We start from the raw sequence: 18,223 nt of genomic DNA, 5'->3' as shown, positions 1-18,223 counted from the left end.
TTATACCTACTTTAAGATAAAATTACTGTATGAATATATTAGTTGTACGAACAGATAAATTAGGTGACTTCATAACAGCATTGCCGAGTATGTATGTGCTGAAACATTATAATGCCAATAATAAAATCATTGCTCTGGTGGCTCCTTTAAACAAAGCTCTTACTCAGAATTGTGACTTTATTGATGAGGTAATTGTTGATGATGGCAAAAGTTCTGTTTTTGAACTCTCACGCAAGATAAAAGAGCTGCATATTGATACTTCTGTGACACTTTTTTCCAATACACGTGTAGCCTTGGCACAGTTCTTAGCAAGAATTCCCTCACGCTATGCACCTGCAACGAAAATCGCACAAATATTTTACAATCATAGAGTTAAACAACGACGTTCAGAGGTGAAAATGGCGGAGTTTGAGTACAATTTGGCACTGGCTCGTGAAGTATTTCCTGATATAATTTTGGAATATCCAAAGCCGCTGCTCCGATTCAATGATGCAAAAGAGCTCTATGTGAAATTTTCTCAAGAACATGGCATTACAAAGGAAGTAGTTGCTTTTCATGTCGGTTTTGGCGGTTCATCTGATGCCAACTGGAACTTGGATGAGTATGAAGAACTTATACGAGCAATGCTTACGCAGAAGAAATACCAGATAGTGCTTACGTTCGGCCCTGATGAAATAGCATTGAAAGAAGATATGAGTGAGCGGCTTAAAAATGAGGATGTGATTTTTTACCCCTCGAATGACGGCATTGTTAATTTTGCAAAACTGATAAGTAACTTTAAACTTTTTGTCTCAACATCTACGGGAACCTATCATTTAGCGTCTTTGGTTGGTACAGCAACACTGACATTTTTTGGAGATTCAAACTTTGCAAGTTCCAAACGTTGGAAAAGTATAGGCGATGAAAAACTGCAAAAACACTATATGCTGCCGCAGGATGAAGCTAAGAGAAAAGAGATGTTTGAAGAAGTGAAAAAGGAACTATGTAATTTATAGTTCCTAAACATTAGCTATCACTGTTGAAAATATCTCTTGTGAAAACTTTTTCGCTAACATCAAGAAGCTCTTTTGAGAGTCTGTTGGCTACTATGACATCGCTACGATTTTTAAAGTTTTGAAGCTCTGCTATAACTTCAAGCCCGTCGTGTTTATTCTCTTTTAAAACAGGCTCGTAGATAATAACTTCAACCTTTTTTGATTTTAAGTAGTTGATGATATCCTCTATAGCACTACTTCTAAAATTATCACTACCTTCTTTCATTATAAGTCTATAAATTCCAACAATTTTTTTATTGCCGAGTTGTTTTATAATTTGTTCAGCAATAAATTCTTTTCTAATTGTATTAGAAACCACAATCGCTTCAATGACAGCATTTGGAACATTGGCATTTTTGTAGTTTGCCACAAGTTGTTTTGTGTCTTTTGGAAGACAGTACCCCCCATATCCAAAACTTGGATTATTATAGTGAAGACCAATTCTAGGATCATATCCAATGCCTGTGATAATTTCCTCTGCTGAGAGATCTGTCGCTAAAGCATAAGAATCAAGTTCATTAAAATATGCAACTCTCATAGCAAGATAGTTATTGGCAAAAAGCTTGATAGCTTCTGCTTCAGTTGGATTGGTAAAAAGTAGAGGTACATCTTTTTTTTCTGCTCCTTCGAGAAGTAAATTTGCAAAAGTCTGTGCTCTTTGTGTTTTTTCTCCTACAACTATTCTACTGGGATGAAGGTTGTCATAAAGTGCTTTTCCCTCACGAAGGAATTCTGGAGAGAATATGAGGTTTTCAATATTGAATTTTTTGCGAGTTTCAAGTACATAACCTATTGGAATAGTTGATTTTATTATCATTAAAGCATTTGGATTGATCTGTAGTATATCTTTAATAACCATTTCAATACTTTTTGTGTTAAATGTATTTGTAATAGGATCATAATCTGTAGGTGTCGCAATAATTACAAAATCAGCATTTTTGTAAGCTTTCTCTTTATCTATTGTCGCTTTTAACTTTCCAGATTGTATGGCTTTTGGAAGGTAAGCCTCTATCTCTGTATCTTCAATTGGGCTTTTCTCTTGGTTTATAAGCGCGACTTTTTCTGGAATAATATCCAATGCTATCACATTGTTGTTCTGTGCTAAAAGTATAGCATTGGAAAGTCCAACATAACCTGTTCCCGCTATTGTTATATTCATGACTATCCTATATCTGTGTAAAATTTATCAAATATTATCTTAAATGTACTTAAGTAAAAATTGATTACAGTTATTTAGCTTTTAGTTTACGTTTTAAATTGACAATGTCTTCAAGCTTCTTAGATTCCGTAGTAATTGTATGTATGGCCTGATCTTCATCTATATTTGTAAGTTTTGCATATTCTCTTGCAATTATTGGAAGATCTTCTTCATATTTTGGCCAAAACTTGTTAAAGTTTTTAAGACCTTCTTGTGGTGTAATATTTTTAAAATTCATTCTATTGATGTCAACAAGTGAAAATTTATAGTGCTTATTTTCTTGTGTGATAAGAATATTTCCAAGTGAATAATCCACATGCCAAACACCTTTTTGATGTATAGCATAGGTAAAATCTGCAAACTCTTTTAAAATCTGCTCAGTATTTTTTACTTTATGATGAAAAACTTCACGGATTGTAAAATCATAGGGTTCATATACAGATATAAAATAGCTCTCACGCAGTAACCCTGCAGAGAAAAATTCTATGATGCCTATGGGTTCTGGCGTGGGGACATCTAACTCCAGTAGTTTCATTGCATTTAAGAAAGATTTTTTAGCTTTTCCTTCTCTAAAAAAAGTGTAAGCAACACGGTTAATTATATGAGGAACTTTAAAAGATTTGACGACACATTTGATACCATGGAACTCTATAATCTTTAGCTCATTTCTTGCTTTATGAATACTTTCATTGGAAGTTTGAAAAGTTTTTTGAATGCTAATGAGTTCTTCTTTAAACTGACTATATTTAGGATTTAATTGTATCTTATAAGACAACTTAACTCTCTTTTTTATTTGATATGCTATTATAGCATTTTTAGAAAGGTAGAGTATATGCGAGTAGCAGTTGTCGTGAGAAGTTTGAAAATAGGTGGTATGGAACGTTCTGCTATTAATATTGCGCAAGCTTTTGCTGATGAAGGTCATGAAAGCCATCTTATATATTTTAGAAGTAAAAATGCTGCCTTGAAACCAAAAGAGAATGTTTATTTACATCATTTTGATATAGAAAAATTTATGAAACTTTCTGTTATTGGATTAGTCTGGATGATTTATTGTAAATTAGCAAATATATTAATACGACATAGTTATTTTTTTTGGCATGGAATGTTTGCATCATGGATATTTAAATATAAAATATATCAACTTGAACGTAAATATGGTAAGTTTGACCTTATTATATTAAGAGGTCAGGGAACTTTTGAATCAGTTTGGATGTTGAAAGATGATAGGCTTAAACAGGTCTCCGTAAGCATGTTTATTTTTACAGGCGGTATCATTAAAAACTTTTTTTTAAGGCGATTGTATGATCAAAAGCATATTATTGCTATCTCAAATGGCATTAAAAGAAAAATAGAGGAAGTCGCAAAAATTGCACATTTTCAGCCAAAATCGCTCAATGTGATTTATAATCCTATGGATGTTGCGCTAGTGAGACAAAGAGCATTAGAGTATGTGCCGGATATTGATGAGGAGTATATTTTATATTTTGGAAGGATAACACCAAATAAAAATGTTGGCTTGCTTATTGATGCGTATAATTATGCAAAAACAAAACTCTCTCTTAATAAAAAATTGGTTATTATTGGGAATGGACCTAAATATGAAGATATAAAAAAGCAGATTCAAAGTTATTCGTTAGAAGATGATATCATAATGCTTGGAGCACTTTCGAATCCTTATCCTTGGGTTAAAGCAGCTAAGTTAGTTGTTTTTACTTCAAAAGCTGAAGGCTTGGGAAATGTTTTACTTGAGACATTGGCCTGTCATACTCCTATAGTCTCAGTGAAAACCGTTGGTGGTCCAGAAGATATCATGTGTGGTGAATTACGTCACTACAGGGTTGATTTTGATAAAGAAGTTTTGGCAACAAAAATTGTTGAAGTTTTGAAAAATGGGGTAGATATTGACTTCGATAAATATCTTCAGAAGTTTCAGCCGGCATTTGTTGTGCAAAGATTTAAAGAGGTTTATCACTTATAAAAAAGAGCTCGTTTGCACGAACTGCTCTTCTAAAATAACTTTTGTCCTTACCCGTAATAACTCTCATAAACATTTTTTTCAAATGAATCAATGATTTTTTAAGAGATATCTGTATTGTAGAGTCTTTTAAGTCATGTATGGCTTCAAGTGCAAAGAGTTTATCAATTTGAAGTTCTTCATCGAGTGCAAAGGAATAGATAGAGTCAAAATCAAATTTTTTAGAGTTTGGTGGAAGAGTGACGGCTGAGTGTATATCCCCAAGTGGGTATATTTCACTTTTGACCAGATGATTGGTGTATAAAAGAAATTTTATTTTTTTATGAGTTCTTTTCAGTATGTTTCTCACTGCATATGTTGTTTGTTTATGATCTGCGTGAGAGTCTATTTGTGAATGAGGTGTGATAATAATATTTGGATTAAGTTGTGTAATAAGATCGTTGAGATCTTTTAATAAAGAAGTATAGGTAGGTAAAACATTGTTGTCCAACTTTACCTTTGCATGAGAGACTTTGCGAAATGGTTCCATATTCTCAATAGTATCTATTTTTGACTTTACAGCTTGTCTGGGATTTTCAGCCATTTTTTGTAAACTTGAGCCAAAATAGCCCAATGTTAGTGAATTCGTATAAGGTATATTTCCAAGCATTGGAACAGTAAGTGCATCAAAAGTCCTCAAGGATCCTTTTTTTAAAGCACTTTTTTCTTTATTGTTTTTATAAAGATCGCAATAGTTACAAACTCCGCTTTCGCCTGCTGTAATAGTAACAATTGTTACATTCTTTGCTGATTTGTAGAGTCCAAAAGCTGCAAGTTCTGCATCATCTGCGTGAGGAGCAAGAATAAGAATAGTGTCATTTTCTAGATCTATATTATTTTTATACCCATAAAGCCTAGCAGATTTTGATTGAAGTGATATATTACCTTTTATTTCTGTTGTTTCCCCTGCGTGAGAGAAATTCACATAGCGAATACCTGCCGCACCATATTCAAAAAAATGTTTTACACCATTGATAGTTATGCAGGGTTGAATAAAGTAAGAAAAAAAACTTGGTTTGATTTTTATTTGTAAAAAAAGTGTGTCATATTTGTCATTTGTCAGATGAATTTTATCATTTAGATTTATATTCTGAATAAAGTTTTTTTCTAAGTCGTAAAGATAATCTTCTTTTGTATTGTATTTATACTGTTTTGCTCGTTTAACAATTATTACAAGATAAAATAATACAAAAAGAAAAATGATATAAAACATATAGATAACTCCTTATGAAATTGTATCGAAAGTTTACTATGGTAAAATAAGTTTATGAAAATTACTGCAAATATTATTACTCTTAATGAAGAAAAAAATATAGAAAAAGTCATTAAGTCCGTGCAAACAGTCTGTGATGAGGTGTTGGTTGTAGATTCGCTCAGTAGTGATAAAACATGCGAAATAGCCGAGTCGCTCGGTGCAAAAGTTATAAAACAACCTTATCTTGGTGATGGTGGACAAAAGGCATTCGGTGCGCCATTAGCTGAAAATGACTGGATTCTCAGTATTGATGCGGATGAGAGACTTGATGTAAATGCTATAGAAGCTATAAAAAGTTTAGATTTGAAAAATACGCCTTATGATGCTTTTAGTTTTGCAAGAAAAACATATGTTGGAAAGCAGTTTGTCCGGTTGTGGTATCCTGATAGAGTAATACGACTTTATAATCGTAAAAAATGTGGTTTTTCAACAGTTGGCGGACACGCAAAAGTAGAGACTACAAATGTAAAAGATTTAGATGCCGATATGCTTCACTTCTCCTATGCAAATTTTGGTGAGATGATTAAAACTTCTCATAAATTTATAACTCGCGGTGCGAAATTGGCCTTTGAAGATGGAAAACGGGCGAGCAGATTCGATCCTTTTTTACATGGAACCGGTGCACTGTTTAAGACGTTGATTTTAAAGAGAGGCATGTTCGATGGTTTGGTTGGCTGGAATGTGGCTATGATATCGGCTTTTAGTTCTTATATGAAATATGCTTTAATGGTGGAGATGCAAGAAAATGAAAAATAAAAAAGTCCTTTTAGAATTATGTATGTCCCCTGATTTAGGTGGTTTGGAACTTTATATGGTGCGTGCAGCAAAAGCTTTAAAAGATAGATTTAAAGTAATCTCTATTATCAATAAAAATGGTAAATTAGAACAATATTATGAAGATGGAAAAGATAGTTATATTGCTCTTGAAAAAAAATCCAATCTTTTAATATTTGGTGCGGCAAAACAGTTGGCTAATATTATCGATGAAAAGAATGTGGATGTAATTCATGTACACTGGACAAAAGACTTGCCTCTCGTAGTGCTTAGTAAGCTGCTTTCCAAGAAGAGACCGAAAGTCGTACAAACACGTAATATGACGATGACACGTTTTAAAGATGATTTCTATCATCGATTTTTATATAAAAATATTGATTTGATGCTGCCTGTAACTTATCAAGTAAAAGAGCAGTTAGAAAAGTTCATACCGCAAGATATACGCCCCCAAATAGAAGTGCTCTATATGGGTTCAGATAAGCCTGAGCTTTTAGAAGCACCTGAATTAAAAGCATTTAAAGAAAAAACAGGCCTGCGTGAGGATATTTTTAATATTGGTATGGTTGGGCGAATAAACGAAGCAAAAGGGCAATATTTACTTATAGAAGCACTTTCCAAAATGCAACAAAAAAATGCTGAAGTGTTTTTTGTAGGACATGAAATGGACAAAGGCTATATTCAAAAACTACAAAAAATGGCAGCTGATTTAGGTGTAGGATCACGTGTACATTTTTTGGGTTTTATGAAAAATCCACATCATTTCTTTCAGGCATGTGATGTAATTGTAATGGCATCAAGACGTGAGACATTTGGACTTGTTGTCATCGAAGCTATGCAGATGGGTACTGCAGTAGTTGGTTCCAATAGCGGCGGTGTTGTTGAGATTATCGATGATGAAAAAACCGGTTTGCTTTTTGAAATGGGCAATAGTGATGATTTAGCACGAAAACTTGAAAGACTACAAAATGATGAAGCGCTATTAAATACTATTGCTCATGCAGGTATGATGAAATGTCAAGAGAAGTTTTCTAATTACTTACAGTTTGAGAAGTTAGGTTCAATTTTACAGGGGATAGTATGATTAAATATGAAGATTTAAAACAAGTAAATAGAATACTTTTTCGACGCTATGAAGAGAGCTTTCGTAATTTTTTAGAGAGTGGCTGGTATATCCTTGGAAATAATGTTTCATCGTTTGAAGAGGCATTTGCTGCATTTTGTACTACAAAAGAATGTGTAGGAGTTGCTTCTGGTCTTGATGCACTGACATTAGCTATTGATGCTTTTGATTTTGAGCAGGGAAATGAAATTATTGTGCCTTCCAATACATATATTGCAACTATTCTTGCCATTGTTCGTAGTGGAATGAAACCTGTTTTGGTTGAACCTGATATTCATAGTTATAATATTGATCCTAGTAAAATAGAAGAGAAAATAACGGATAAGACAAGAGCTATTTTAGTTGTTCATCTTTACGGAAAAATGTGTGATATGGATAGTATAACAGCAATAGCTGATCAATATAAACTGAAAATTATAGAAGATTGTGCACAAGCACATGGTGCAATGTATAAAGGAAAAAAAGCAGGAAGTTTTGGAGTGGGATGTTTTAGTTTTTATCCGACAAAAAATCTTGGCGCCTTGGGTGATGGCGGTGCAATTGTAGCTGAAGATGAAACATATGTACAAAAGTTAAAGTCACTTAGAAATTATGGAAGTACAAAAAAATATTATAATGACGAGATAGGATATAATTCACGTTTAGATGAACTTCAAGCAGGTTTTTTATCTATAAAACTTGAAATACTTGATGAAATTACACAGCACAAAAGAGATCTTGCTCAAGTTTACATGCAAAATCTGGATAATCGTGTGATTAAACCAATTTGTGAAGATGATTATTTTGATGTTTATCATATTTTTAATATTCGGCATTCCAAAAGAGATGCACTTCAAAAATATCTTTTAGATAATAATATAGAAACGCAGATACATTATCCTGTTGCACCGCATGAACAAAAAGCTTATAGAAGTATTTTAGATGGAGATTATCCAATCAGTAAAGCAATTCATGATACAACACTAAGTTTGCCTATTTCATATTTTCATACAAAAGAGGATGTTCATAGGGTGTGTGAGGTAATTAATGATTGGGAGTATTTATAATGAAAGGTATTATTCTAGCAGGGGGAAGCGGTACGAGACTCTATCCTGTCACTCGTTCAGTCAGTAAGCAGTTATTGCCTGTATATGATAAACCGATGATATATTATCCTTTATCAGTGTTAATGTTGGCAGGTATACGGGAAATACTTGTAATAACGACACCTCAAGATATTGAAAATTTTAAAGAATTGCTTGGAGATGGACATAATTGGGGTGTGAAACTTCACTATGCTGTACAGTCTTCTCCCGATGGTTTGGCTCAAGCATTTATTATTGGTGAGTCTTTTATCGGTAATGATAGTGTTTGTCTTATTTTAGGAGATAATATTTTTTATGGAAATGAATTTATTATGACATTACGAGAAGCTGCTAAAATAAAACAAGGTGCTAAAATATTTGGGTATAGAGTTCGTGACCCTCATAGATTTGGTGTTGTTGAGTTTGATAAAAATATGAATGTTTTAAGTATTGAAGAGAAACCGAAAAATCCAAAATCAAATTTTGCTGTAACCGGATTATATTTTTATGATAATGATGTTATTGAAATTGCAAAAAGTGTAAAGCCGTCAGCTAGAGGAGAATTGGAGATTACTTCTATTAATGAGGAGTATCTAAAAAGAGGTACATTAAAAGTAGAACTGTTGGGTCGTGGATTTGCTTGGCTTGATACAGGTACACATGATAGTTTACTTGACGCAGGAAGATTTGTTCAAACAATTGAATATAGGCAAGGTTATAAAATAGCCTGTTTGGAAGAGATAGCATATAATAATGGCTGGATCGATAAACAGAAAGTACTGGAAATAGCAAAACCACTTAGTAAAAATAGTTATGGGGAGTATCTCAAGGAGTTGGTAGACGATGAATAAGAATAAAACAATTTTAGTGACAGGTTGTGCAGGTTTCATCGGAAGTAACTTTGTTCCATATTTTATAGACAAATATGAAAACTACAATGTAGTTAATTTAGATTTATTAACATATGCAGGTAATTTAGAAAACCTAAAAGAGGTAGAAAATAATCCACGATACAAATTTATCAAAGGTGATATCTGTAATCGAGAACTTGTAGAATTTATATTTGATGAGTATGATGTGCGGGGTGTGATTCATTTTGCAGCAGAAAGCCATGTTGACAACTCTATCAAAAATCCTGGTGTATTTGTAGAGACAAATGTCAATGGAACTTTTACACTTTTAGATGTAGCAAAGAAAAAGTGGATGGAAAGACCTTTTACTTATTATAAAGAGTATCAAGAGTGTAGATTTCACCATATATCAACAGATGAAGTCTATGGAACACTCAGTGATGATCCAAAAGACCTCTTTACAGAAGATACACCGTATGCCCCAAACTCTCCATACTCTGCAAGTAAAGCAAGCAGTGATATGATAGTGCGTTCTTACCAAGAAACTTATGGACTCAATACTGTTATCACAAATTGCTCCAATAACTATGGACCAAAACAACATGATGAGAAATTTATCCCTATTATCATCAGAAAATGTTTAACAGGTGAGAATATCCCTATCTATGGAGATGGTAAGAACATTAGAGACTGGCTCTATGTTCTTGATCACTGTAAGGGAATTGATTTGGTTTACCACATAGGTAAGGAAGCCAATGTATATAATATAGGTGGAAGAAATGAAAGAACAAATCTTCAGATAGTCGATGCTATCACAACTATACTTGATGAAAAAGTTCCTCCTAAAGAAAGAATAGACAAAGATAGCTATAAAGAACTTATTGCTTTCGTAGAAGACAGAGCAGGACATGATAGGCGTTATGCTATTGATGCTACAAAAGTAGAGAATGAGCTTGGCTGGAAAGCAGATGAGAACTTTGATAGTGGAATTCTTAAGACTGTTGATTGGTACTTAGAGAAATATGGAATTGTAAGATGATAGCAACATTAGAAGAACTAAAAGTATTAGGTGACAATAGAGGGAAGCTTGTAGCTCTTGAAGCAAATAAACAGATACCATTTGATATACAGAGAATTTTTTATATTTATGGTACTCAAGAAGGAGTGCCAAGAGGAAATCATGCTCATTATAAAACAAAGCAATTTTTGATAGCAGTAAGTGGTAGCTGTAAAGTTACTTTAGATACTGGAAAGATACAAATGACATTTAAGTTAAATAAACCAAATGTAGGACTTTTTCAAGATGCGTTAGTTTGGGGAACTATGCATGATTTTAGTCCAGATTGTGTCCTTTTAGTTATGGCAGATACCTTATATGATGCAACTGATTATATTCATAGTTATCCAACATTTTTAGACAAAACAAGAGAAAATGGATAGTATATCTATTTATAACGATACCTTGAAAAATCATTTGTTTTGTCCTCAAAAAGTAGTTTTTGAGAGGTATATGTAAAGCTTAGAGCATGTTTTTTTAGTTTCTCATACTCTTGTGTACATTGTGTTGGAACTTTTTGAAAATTTTTCATTACATAGCAATTGTACGTACTGTTTTGCAAATTTATTTCTACTATCTTTTTATTTTCGATCCAGCCTAAAATACCACTTCGATAGTAATCAGCAAAAAATCTTTTATCGCTAAATATTGATTTACCGCTAAATGGTAAACGATCTTTTTTGTAACTTCCTATAATCATATCATATAGTGTTGGCGCAATATCCCGTTGTGACATAACATGATCAAGCTTTTTGGCCTTTATATATTGTGGTGCATAGATAGCAAAAGGTATTTCGTAGTTTTCAAGTGTTCCACTAAGACCGCCTCCACAATGATCTGCAAATAGTACAAAAATAGTGTTTGGATATTTTTTTTGAACTCTTTTGACAAAATCTCCAAGTGCGGCATCCGCAAAATGCAGTACATTTAAACGAATGTTAAATGAAGTGTCTGTAAAGTGTATTACTTTTATCCCCTTTGGTAATTTGTCATTATGTGTAGTTGCCCCATTAATACCAATGACAAAGGGTTTATCCGTCTGTTCCAACTTTTTCATCGCAAAGTTATAAAGATCAAAATCATGGATACCCCAATCATTTTCTTCAAAAATTCTCTTTTTGACATCACGTTTACCATATGATTTTTTAAATCCCATTTGCTGTGCAAGACTGCCTGTACCACTCGTTTCTTTAGCCGTTCCTTGAAAAAAGATACTGTTGTAACCAATCTTATTGAGTTCATTAATAATGGATGTAAAATGATTATATTGGAGATTTGTTTTAGCTACGCTACGCCCTAATGGGTTTTGCATTGATGCTGTTACGGCAAAGATTCCTTCTGTTGTTCTATGTCCATTGGCAATCATGACAATAGGATGAAGAGATTGTTTTAGGAGTGCATCATAATTTGGAGTTGTTTCAGCCTGATAACCATAAGGTTTCATATAATGGGCACTCCAACTTTCAGAAAAGAATAAAACAATATTGGGCTTGTTTTTTATAAGCGGTAGTGGAAAATTACTTGTGGCATTACTATCACTATAGAGTTCTTCGAATGATTGTGTAATCTCTCCTTTTGATGGTTTTTGTATTTTTTCCATTGTTAACTTTTTACTTTTGCTTCCCAATGCAAATACTGTGTTATATGTTCCATTAAGCACTAACGGAGCAAGTTTTGCATCACCTAGAATATTTGATTGCCAAGGATTAAGAGGAATATGTTGAAACATCCCTCGTATGAAAAATATAGTTAGTAAAATTAGGAAGAGTTGTTTAGCTATATAGTATTTGTTTATTTTTTCTTTTTGACAATGTGAAAATATTTTATAAAAAACAATAAAGAGAATGACAGATATTATAAGTGCAGCAATGGTTAAAATACCATCTTGCGTAATCGCAGTCATCACTAAACTTTTTGCATCAACTAGGGCATCAAGTACTTCATAGCCTATATGACGACCGGCTTCTTTGAAATATAAAATATCACTAATCTGTAATAGGAAAAGGGATGTCAGAAAAAAAGAACTTGCAATTGCATAAAAACGCTTGTTAAAATCAAAAAAATTTCCTAATAATGCGATAAAAGCACTGGTTGCAAAATCAAACTTATAACCGGCAAAAATTGCACCTAGAATTGTTGATATATTATAAGTTGTATAGTTCTCTTTCAAGTAAAAAGCGAAAAGTATTTTTGTAAGAAGAACGATTATGTATGCCAGTAGAAATAGTTTAAAGTAACGCTTTAAAAAAAGTGTCATTTTTTATCCTTTTGATGTAGTTGTGTTTTAACTAAGTAGTCTGTTACAGCCAAAGAAGCCTTATATAGTTGTTGACACTTTTGCTCTTCTTGATTTTGTGGCTTATTGAGCATAAAGGCTCCTTCTCGTGAAACAATAATGCCACTGTTGTTAAAGCCACAATGTGTAATATTTTTATCAAGTAAATTAGAACCAACAGCTATGTAAGAAGTATCGGAGAGTGTTAGGTTGTAGAGTGTTGGGAAAATATCTTTATGTGATCCCGGAGTTGATAAATCTATATTTTTTGGTTTAATGCTCTTTGGCATATAGATATAAAAAGGAATCTGTTTTGACTCTTGTAAAAAGTTGTCATAGTTCATGGAGCCTTCTATTGTATTGTTGTCAGCAGTTATAACGACTACTGTGTTTTTAGCTAAAGGAGAAGATTTAATCATATCTAAAAATCTTCCAGCCATATCAAGAGCATATTGATAATCGTACAATCTTTTTTTAATTAAATCCAAGTCTCCTTTTAAATGCTTTTTTAATTCTTTTGAAAGAATTAGTTTTTTAGATTTGTACTCTTTTGAGATAACATAAGGAGGATGGTTGTTTGTTGTCATTGCATAGATGAGTTGTGGTTTTCTTGCATTTTTAAGTTTTTTGTAAATGTAATTATAAAGATATTTGTCATATACACCCCAATCATGTGTTGCAAGCTCAGGATCAAGGTGAAGTTCTTCTTCGATCTTTGCTTTTCCCTCAACATGTTCAAAGCCTTGTCTTGGAAAAAATCTACCAACATTACGCCAAGAGAGGTCACCACCATATATGTAAGATGTTTCATAACCTTTTTTCTTATAAACCTTTGCTCCTGCCTGTTTGAATGAGATTCCACTAAAAAGACTTTGCCCGTAAGGTACGCTACCTGGTCTTGCTATGAGATTAAGAAGCATCGGTTCCATGGAAACAATTGTACCATTTGCTGTAGATATGAAATTTTTAAAACGTATATCATCGCTCTGAAAATGTTTTTTTAACCTTCTTTCAATATCAAATGTTTCACTTTGATATTTTAAAATTGGTGTGCCAAAACTCTCTACCATGATGATAACAACATTGACAGGATGTTTTTCAAGGAGAAGGTTAGATGGTGTTTTATAAGTGATGGCTTGGTAGAGGTTTGTGCTATTTATCTCTTTTTTCGATGACAATAGTTTAAAAGCATCCTCTATATGTCCGGAGTAACCCATCTCTTTAATGTAGTTTCGTTGCCCTTTTTTACTTTTTTTATACTCTCTGTATGCTTGTAAAAGCAAGTAAGTGCTATCTTTAGATACTTTGTTTAAAAAGTTGTTACCTGTAACATCCCTCGTCCAGTGATAAATTGGAAATGTACCAAAAGAGCCACGGATAGCTAAAAATGTAAGTACGGCAATAAATAAAAAGGTTGTAATGTGTTTTAGAAGCCCGAAATTGCTTAAGTGTATGGGCTTTATATTGAAAAGAAATGTAGAAACCAGTTTATAAATGGCAATCATATAGAGTAACACAGCAGTAAAAACGAATGTAAGATTGTAGTTTTTTACAGCTATCTCCCATAATGCTTTTGTATCATCATCCATAATTCCAAAGATCATAATATTTACTCTATCAGCAAAATATGAGTAAAAACCGATATCTGTAGCAATAATTAAGGATATAAGTATAAAAGTGAGAAAAAAATAGATGAGTAAAATCGTTTGAATAATTTTTAAAGAGAGATATTTTCTAAAAATATATGCAGTCGATAAAAAGAGAAAAGATAGAGCAAAAACGTAAGCTAATACTGAAAGGTCTAGTCGTAAACCAAAAAGAAAAGTTTCAAGATAATTTACAAACGTCGCTTCTATTTTCAGGGGTGCAAAAAGAAAAAAAAGTGTCCGAAAAAGTGACATAATGAATAAAAAAACAATTTCTAATAATAGAATATTTCTAAGTAGGCCAAAATAGTAAAATTTGTTGTCAGTCAATCTAAAAATCCTTTAAGTAATGAAATACTAGCACTTTCATTCTTAATTTAAGTGATATTAGAGTAAAATCCTGGCAGTATAATTTTCTAAGGTTGTGTAATGAAAAAACGTATTTTAATAACCGGTGGTGCCGGCTTTGTTGGCTCACATTTATGTGAACGTTTAGCGCAAGATAATAACAATGAAGTCTATTCTCTGGATAACTATTTTACAGGTTCTAAAGACAATCATGTGGACAATGTTACTTATATTGAAGGAGATACTGCAAACATTGCTAAATTAATAAAATTTACTCCCGATATGGTATATCATCTCGGAGAGTACTCACGGGTTGAACAGAGTTTTGATGATATTGACAAGGTATGGAAGTATAATAAAGATGGTATCTTTGCCGTTTTAGAATTTGTTCGTAAAGCAGGATGTAAAATACTCTATGCCGGAAGTTCTACAAAATTTGGAGATGGTGGCTTGGGTAGGAGTGCTTCTCCATATGCTTGGACAAAGGCTACAAATACAGAACTTGTAATGAATTATGGTAATTGGTTCAATGTACCCTATGCTATTACATATTTTTACAACGTTTATGGTCCTCGAGAAATTGAAAGTGGGAAATACGCCACACTTATCGCTTTATTTAAAGAAAAGATGAAAAAAGGTGAACCTCTTACAATTGTCAGTCCTGGAACACAAAAGCGTAATTTTACCTATATAGATGATATTATCGATGGTTTGATACTTGTCGGAGAAAATGGGTATGGCGATGAATTTGGCATTGGCAGTGGAGAAGCGTATAGTATTCTTGAAGTTGCCGAAATGTTTGGAGGAAAGATTGAAATGCTTCCTGAGAGAAAAGGAAATAGAATGGTTGCAGATGTTGTTACAGCAAAAACAGAAGCACTGGGATGGAAGCCAAAACACAAACTTCAAGATTATATTGAATCCTTTACATCTACTCTATGATTACTCTTAATGATACTCACTTTATAGCTGCCGGTACTAATAGAGCTTGTTATGTACACCCAGAAGATCCTAACAAATGTCTCAAGGTGGTTATTTCGGGGAATAATAAAGAGAGTCATCGTGAGATTTCATATTATCAATTTTTATTGAAAAGAGATATATCATGGGCGATGGTGGCTAGATTTTATGGTACACAAGCGAGTAATAAAGGTGAAGCGGAAGTAGTTGAACTTATACGAGATAATGATGATAATATTTCACACTCTCTTGATCACTATTTTAGGATTTTAACCTCGGAGGATGAACTTAAAAAGTTTATTGATTTGTTGATTGAATTAAAAAGATATTTATTTACGGAACTAATCTATGTTAAAGATTTAAATGCTGTAAATATTGTATATCAAAAAAGTTCAAATGAAAGAGGTAAACTTGTTGTTATTGATGGATTGGCATATCCAAATCGTTTTAAAGCATTAAATAATATTGATTTTTTTACAAAAAAGAAGATCAATAAAAGTTGGAAACATTTTATTTGGACTTTGAAAAAGAGATGTTCAAGCAAATATCATAAAAATCTTAAAATATTACTAATAGAATCGGAAAATCAGTTATGAAAAAAAAATCTCCTACGGCTCTCATATGTCTTTCTCATCATATAGGTGGCATGGAATTAGCTGCTACAAAGCTTGCAAATAATCTTTCAAAAGAGACAGACATAACATATATTATTAAAAAAGATACTTTCATTCATACGCAGTGCAAAGAAAATCCAGATTATACAAACCTAAAGTATGAAGCAATTAACTTCTCAACGACACTGCTTAGTCCTTCTATTGTTTTTGGAGTACGAAAGATTATTAAAGATAAAGGGATTAAAAATGTCATATTTGTAGGGGCATCAGAGATGAAATCTCTTTACTTTGCATTTTTGGGACTTGATATTAATCTTATTGTTCGCCATGGAACAATAAAATCGCATCCTAAAAAAGATTGGTTTCACAGACTTGTTTATTCTAATGTTTCAACACACGTAGCAATTTCAAAATATATGCTAGGGAATATACAGAAAATTATCCCATTTGGGAAAAACACAAAAACTACTGTAATTGTTCCATCCTTGGCAAAAAAAATCTCCACTATGGAGTCGACTACATCGAATGTATTGAGACTTTTGCATGCTGGTCGTGTAACATCAGGAAAAGGTATTGATAATGCGATTCTTGCCTGTCAAACTCTTCATGATCATAAAATTGATTTCTCCTTTGATAACTTTGGTCCCAGTGATTCGAAATATGGCAACAAATTGAATCAATTGCTGTGTTCGATCACATATGCTGATAAAATACATATTAATGGTTTTACTGACAAGATTTATGATGAATATCCAAAACATGATATATTTATTTTTCCGACACCAGATGAAGGTTATGGAAATGTTATGATGGAAGCTATTTCGCATGGTATTATTGTATTGGCTTTTGACAATACTGCAATTTCAAATTTTGGAGAGATGGGATTTCATATTCACTTAGTAGAAGATAAGAGTCTCGATGCACTCAAAGAACGTCTTCTTTTTATTGCTCAGAATTTAGTCAGTGAAAAGAAAAAAGCACAAGCAAATAAAGAAATTGCAAAAAAAGTATTTGCACCTGAAAGAGAGACTAACGAATATTTAGCTCTACTTTATTGAAAATGATTCACTGACATTGTCTTTATAGTTTTATGTTAGAATAAGTAAAAAATTTAAATTGAATAATGGAATATATGTGAAAAAATATAATATTGTTGTCGCATTTAATAAACTTTATTTGCAACATGCCTGTGTGACTCTTATCTCTCTTTTAGAAAACAATAAAGAGCTTGACTTTAAAGTATATATTATTTTTGATGGACTTGCAGGGGGTGACAAGCTCATATTAAAAGATTTAGTGAGTCCATATAAATGTAAACTTGTTTTTTTGGAAGTTGAAGATAGTGTGTTTGCTGATGTTCCAACCAAAGGTAGACAGACAAAGGTTGTTTATTATAATTTATTAATTCCGAAGCTTATAAATGAAGCAAAAATTTATTATCTTGATGTGGATGTAGTTGTTAATGGTTCTATTAAAGAATTTTATGATCAAGATTTTGAAGATAATTATGTAATAGGCGTAGAAGATTGGAAACTGTTTGACAGACACATATCACTACAAATGGATCCGAGGTCAAGATATCTTAATAATGGATCAATGGTGCTAAATTTACAAAAAATGAAGGAAGATAACTTTTATGAAAAGTATATAAAAATACTGCAAACTATTGATGATTTACTTTTCTTGGACCAGGATGTTATCAATGCTGCAATAAATGGTAAATTTAAAAAAGCACCATTAAAATATAATGCGATTAGTTCATATGTCAGAAAAAGCTTTTTAAAAAATGAATATTTTTCTAAAGAAGAAATTCTTGAAGCATATTATAATCCAATTGTGATTCATTATACTGGTGGTCGAAAACCGTGGCATTATAAAAGTAGAAATAAATTTAGATATCTATATTGGAAGTATCTTGCTCTTACACCTTTTAAAGATTATGTAGAACCAGATAAAAATTTTTCAAATATAATTAAAAAGAATATAACTATGTTGTTTAATAGGGCATAA

The 18,223-nt window shown here is 32.4% G+C and carries 17 protein-coding genes; 12 read left to right on the top strand and 5 right to left on the bottom strand.

The features are described 5' to 3' along the window. The first annotated feature begins 29 nt into the window (after window positions 1-29). The gene (locus FM071_RS07485; protein ID WP_193110299.1) at window positions 30-995 is read left to right on the top strand and encodes a glycosyltransferase family 9 protein; all 966 of its coding nucleotides are present in this window, start codon (window positions 30-32) and stop codon (window positions 993-995) included. Window positions 996-1,005: 10 nt separating this feature from the next. Here the strand turns inward: FM071_RS07485 and FM071_RS07480 are convergent, their stop codons facing one another. After that, window positions 1,006-2,193, bottom strand: a complete 1,188-nt coding sequence (locus FM071_RS07480) for a nucleotide sugar dehydrogenase (protein WP_193110297.1) — start codon at window positions 2,191-2,193, stop codon at window positions 1,006-1,008. A gap of 70 nt (window positions 2,194-2,263) precedes the next feature. Further along, window positions 2,264-3,007, bottom strand: a complete 744-nt coding sequence (locus FM071_RS07475) for a lipopolysaccharide kinase InaA family protein (RefSeq protein WP_193110295.1) — start codon at window positions 3,005-3,007, stop codon at window positions 2,264-2,266. Window positions 3,008-3,064: 57 nt separating this feature from the next. Here FM071_RS07475 and FM071_RS07470 point away from each other — a divergent pair, with 57 nt between their 5' ends. Then, window positions 3,065-4,213, top strand: coding sequence for a glycosyltransferase (locus FM071_RS07470; RefSeq protein ID WP_193110293.1), 1,149 nt, complete (start codon window positions 3,065-3,067; stop codon window positions 4,211-4,213). On the opposite strand, the gene FM071_RS07465 is transcribed toward FM071_RS07470, so the two are convergent. Further along, the gene (locus tag FM071_RS07465) at window positions 4,191-5,462 is read right to left on the bottom strand and encodes a PIG-L family deacetylase (protein ID WP_193110291.1); all 1,272 of its coding nucleotides are present in this window, start codon (window positions 5,460-5,462) and stop codon (window positions 4,191-4,193) included. The two genes, FM071_RS07470 and FM071_RS07465, sit on opposite strands and share 23 nt — an antisense overlap. 54 nt (window positions 5,463-5,516) lie before the next feature. Between FM071_RS07465 and FM071_RS07460 the strand changes: the two genes are divergently transcribed. Genes FM071_RS07460 through FM071_RS07435 form a run of 6 tightly spaced genes read left to right on the top strand, consistent with a single transcriptional unit; the run spans window position 5,517 to window position 10,753 of the window. Beyond that, window positions 5,517-6,260, top strand: coding sequence for a glycosyltransferase family 2 protein (locus FM071_RS07460; protein WP_193110289.1), 744 nt, complete (start codon window positions 5,517-5,519; stop codon window positions 6,258-6,260). After that, the gene (locus FM071_RS07455) at window positions 6,250-7,359 is read left to right on the top strand and encodes a glycosyltransferase family 4 protein (RefSeq protein WP_193110287.1); all 1,110 of its coding nucleotides are present in this window, start codon (window positions 6,250-6,252) and stop codon (window positions 7,357-7,359) included. Before FM071_RS07460 ends, FM071_RS07455 begins: the two co-directional genes overlap by 11 nt. After that, the gene (locus FM071_RS07450; RefSeq protein WP_193110285.1) at window positions 7,356-8,444 is read left to right on the top strand and encodes a DegT/DnrJ/EryC1/StrS family aminotransferase; all 1,089 of its coding nucleotides are present in this window, start codon (window positions 7,356-7,358) and stop codon (window positions 8,442-8,444) included. Before FM071_RS07455 ends, FM071_RS07450 begins: the two co-directional genes overlap by 4 nt. Next, window positions 8,444-9,313, top strand: coding sequence for a glucose-1-phosphate thymidylyltransferase RfbA (gene rfbA, locus FM071_RS07445; protein WP_193110283.1), 870 nt, complete (start codon window positions 8,444-8,446; stop codon window positions 9,311-9,313). Before FM071_RS07450 ends, rfbA begins: the two co-directional genes overlap by 1 nt. After that, window positions 9,306-10,352: a dTDP-glucose 4,6-dehydratase gene (gene rfbB / locus FM071_RS07440; RefSeq protein WP_193110281.1), complete on the top strand. Its 1,047-nt coding sequence runs from the start codon at window positions 9,306-9,308 to the stop codon at window positions 10,350-10,352. Before rfbA ends, rfbB begins: the two co-directional genes overlap by 8 nt. After that, on the top strand, window positions 10,349-10,753 hold the full coding sequence (locus FM071_RS07435) for a sugar 3,4-ketoisomerase (protein WP_193110279.1): 405 nt from the start codon (window positions 10,349-10,351) through the stop codon (window positions 10,751-10,753). The genes rfbB and FM071_RS07435 overlap by 4 nt, the downstream gene beginning before the upstream one ends. Window positions 10,754-10,758: 5 nt before the next feature. Here FM071_RS07435 and FM071_RS07430 read toward each other — a convergent pair whose 3' ends face one another. Together FM071_RS07430 and FM071_RS07425 are read right to left on the bottom strand one after the other, a co-directional pair. Continuing rightward, the gene (locus FM071_RS07430; protein WP_193110278.1) at window positions 10,759-12,627 is read right to left on the bottom strand and encodes an LTA synthase family protein; all 1,869 of its coding nucleotides are present in this window, start codon (window positions 12,625-12,627) and stop codon (window positions 10,759-10,761) included. After that, complete coding sequence (locus tag FM071_RS07425; RefSeq protein ID WP_193110276.1) at window positions 12,624-14,249, bottom strand: LTA synthase family protein; 1,626 nt, start codon at window positions 14,247-14,249, stop codon at window positions 12,624-12,626. The genes FM071_RS07430 and FM071_RS07425 overlap by 4 nt, the downstream gene beginning before the upstream one ends. Before the next feature lie 471 nt (window positions 14,250-14,720). On the opposite strand from FM071_RS07425, the gene FM071_RS07420 reads away from it, so the two are divergent. The 4 genes from FM071_RS07420 (at window position 14,721) to FM071_RS07405 (ending at window position 18,223) form a co-directional block, all read left to right on the top strand. Continuing rightward, window positions 14,721-15,581, top strand: a complete 861-nt coding sequence (locus tag FM071_RS07420; RefSeq protein ID WP_193110274.1) for an NAD-dependent epimerase/dehydratase family protein — start codon at window positions 14,721-14,723, stop codon at window positions 15,579-15,581. Further along, on the top strand, window positions 15,578-16,195 hold the full coding sequence (locus tag FM071_RS07415) for a YrbL family protein (protein ID WP_193110272.1): 618 nt from the start codon (window positions 15,578-15,580) through the stop codon (window positions 16,193-16,195). Before FM071_RS07420 ends, FM071_RS07415 begins: the two co-directional genes overlap by 4 nt. Next, entirely contained in the window at window positions 16,192-17,271 is a 1,080-nt protein-coding gene (locus FM071_RS07410) for a glycosyltransferase (protein ID WP_193110270.1), read from the top strand. The genes FM071_RS07415 and FM071_RS07410 overlap by 4 nt, the downstream gene beginning before the upstream one ends. 76 nt (window positions 17,272-17,347) lie before the next feature. After that, window positions 17,348-18,223 carry a glycosyltransferase family 8 protein gene (locus FM071_RS07405; RefSeq protein WP_193110268.1) on the top strand — a complete coding sequence of 292 codons (876 nt, stop codon included), beginning with the start codon at window positions 17,348-17,350 and terminating at the stop codon, window positions 18,221-18,223.

The organism is Sulfurimonas paralvinellae (assembly GCF_014905135.1).
In the GTDB taxonomy this organism is placed as follows: domain Bacteria; phylum Campylobacterota; class Campylobacteria; order Campylobacterales; family Sulfurimonadaceae; genus Sulfurimonas; species Sulfurimonas paralvinellae.
Note: the sequence above shows the minus strand (reverse complement) of the source record. Positions and strands in the feature narration are given on the sequence as shown.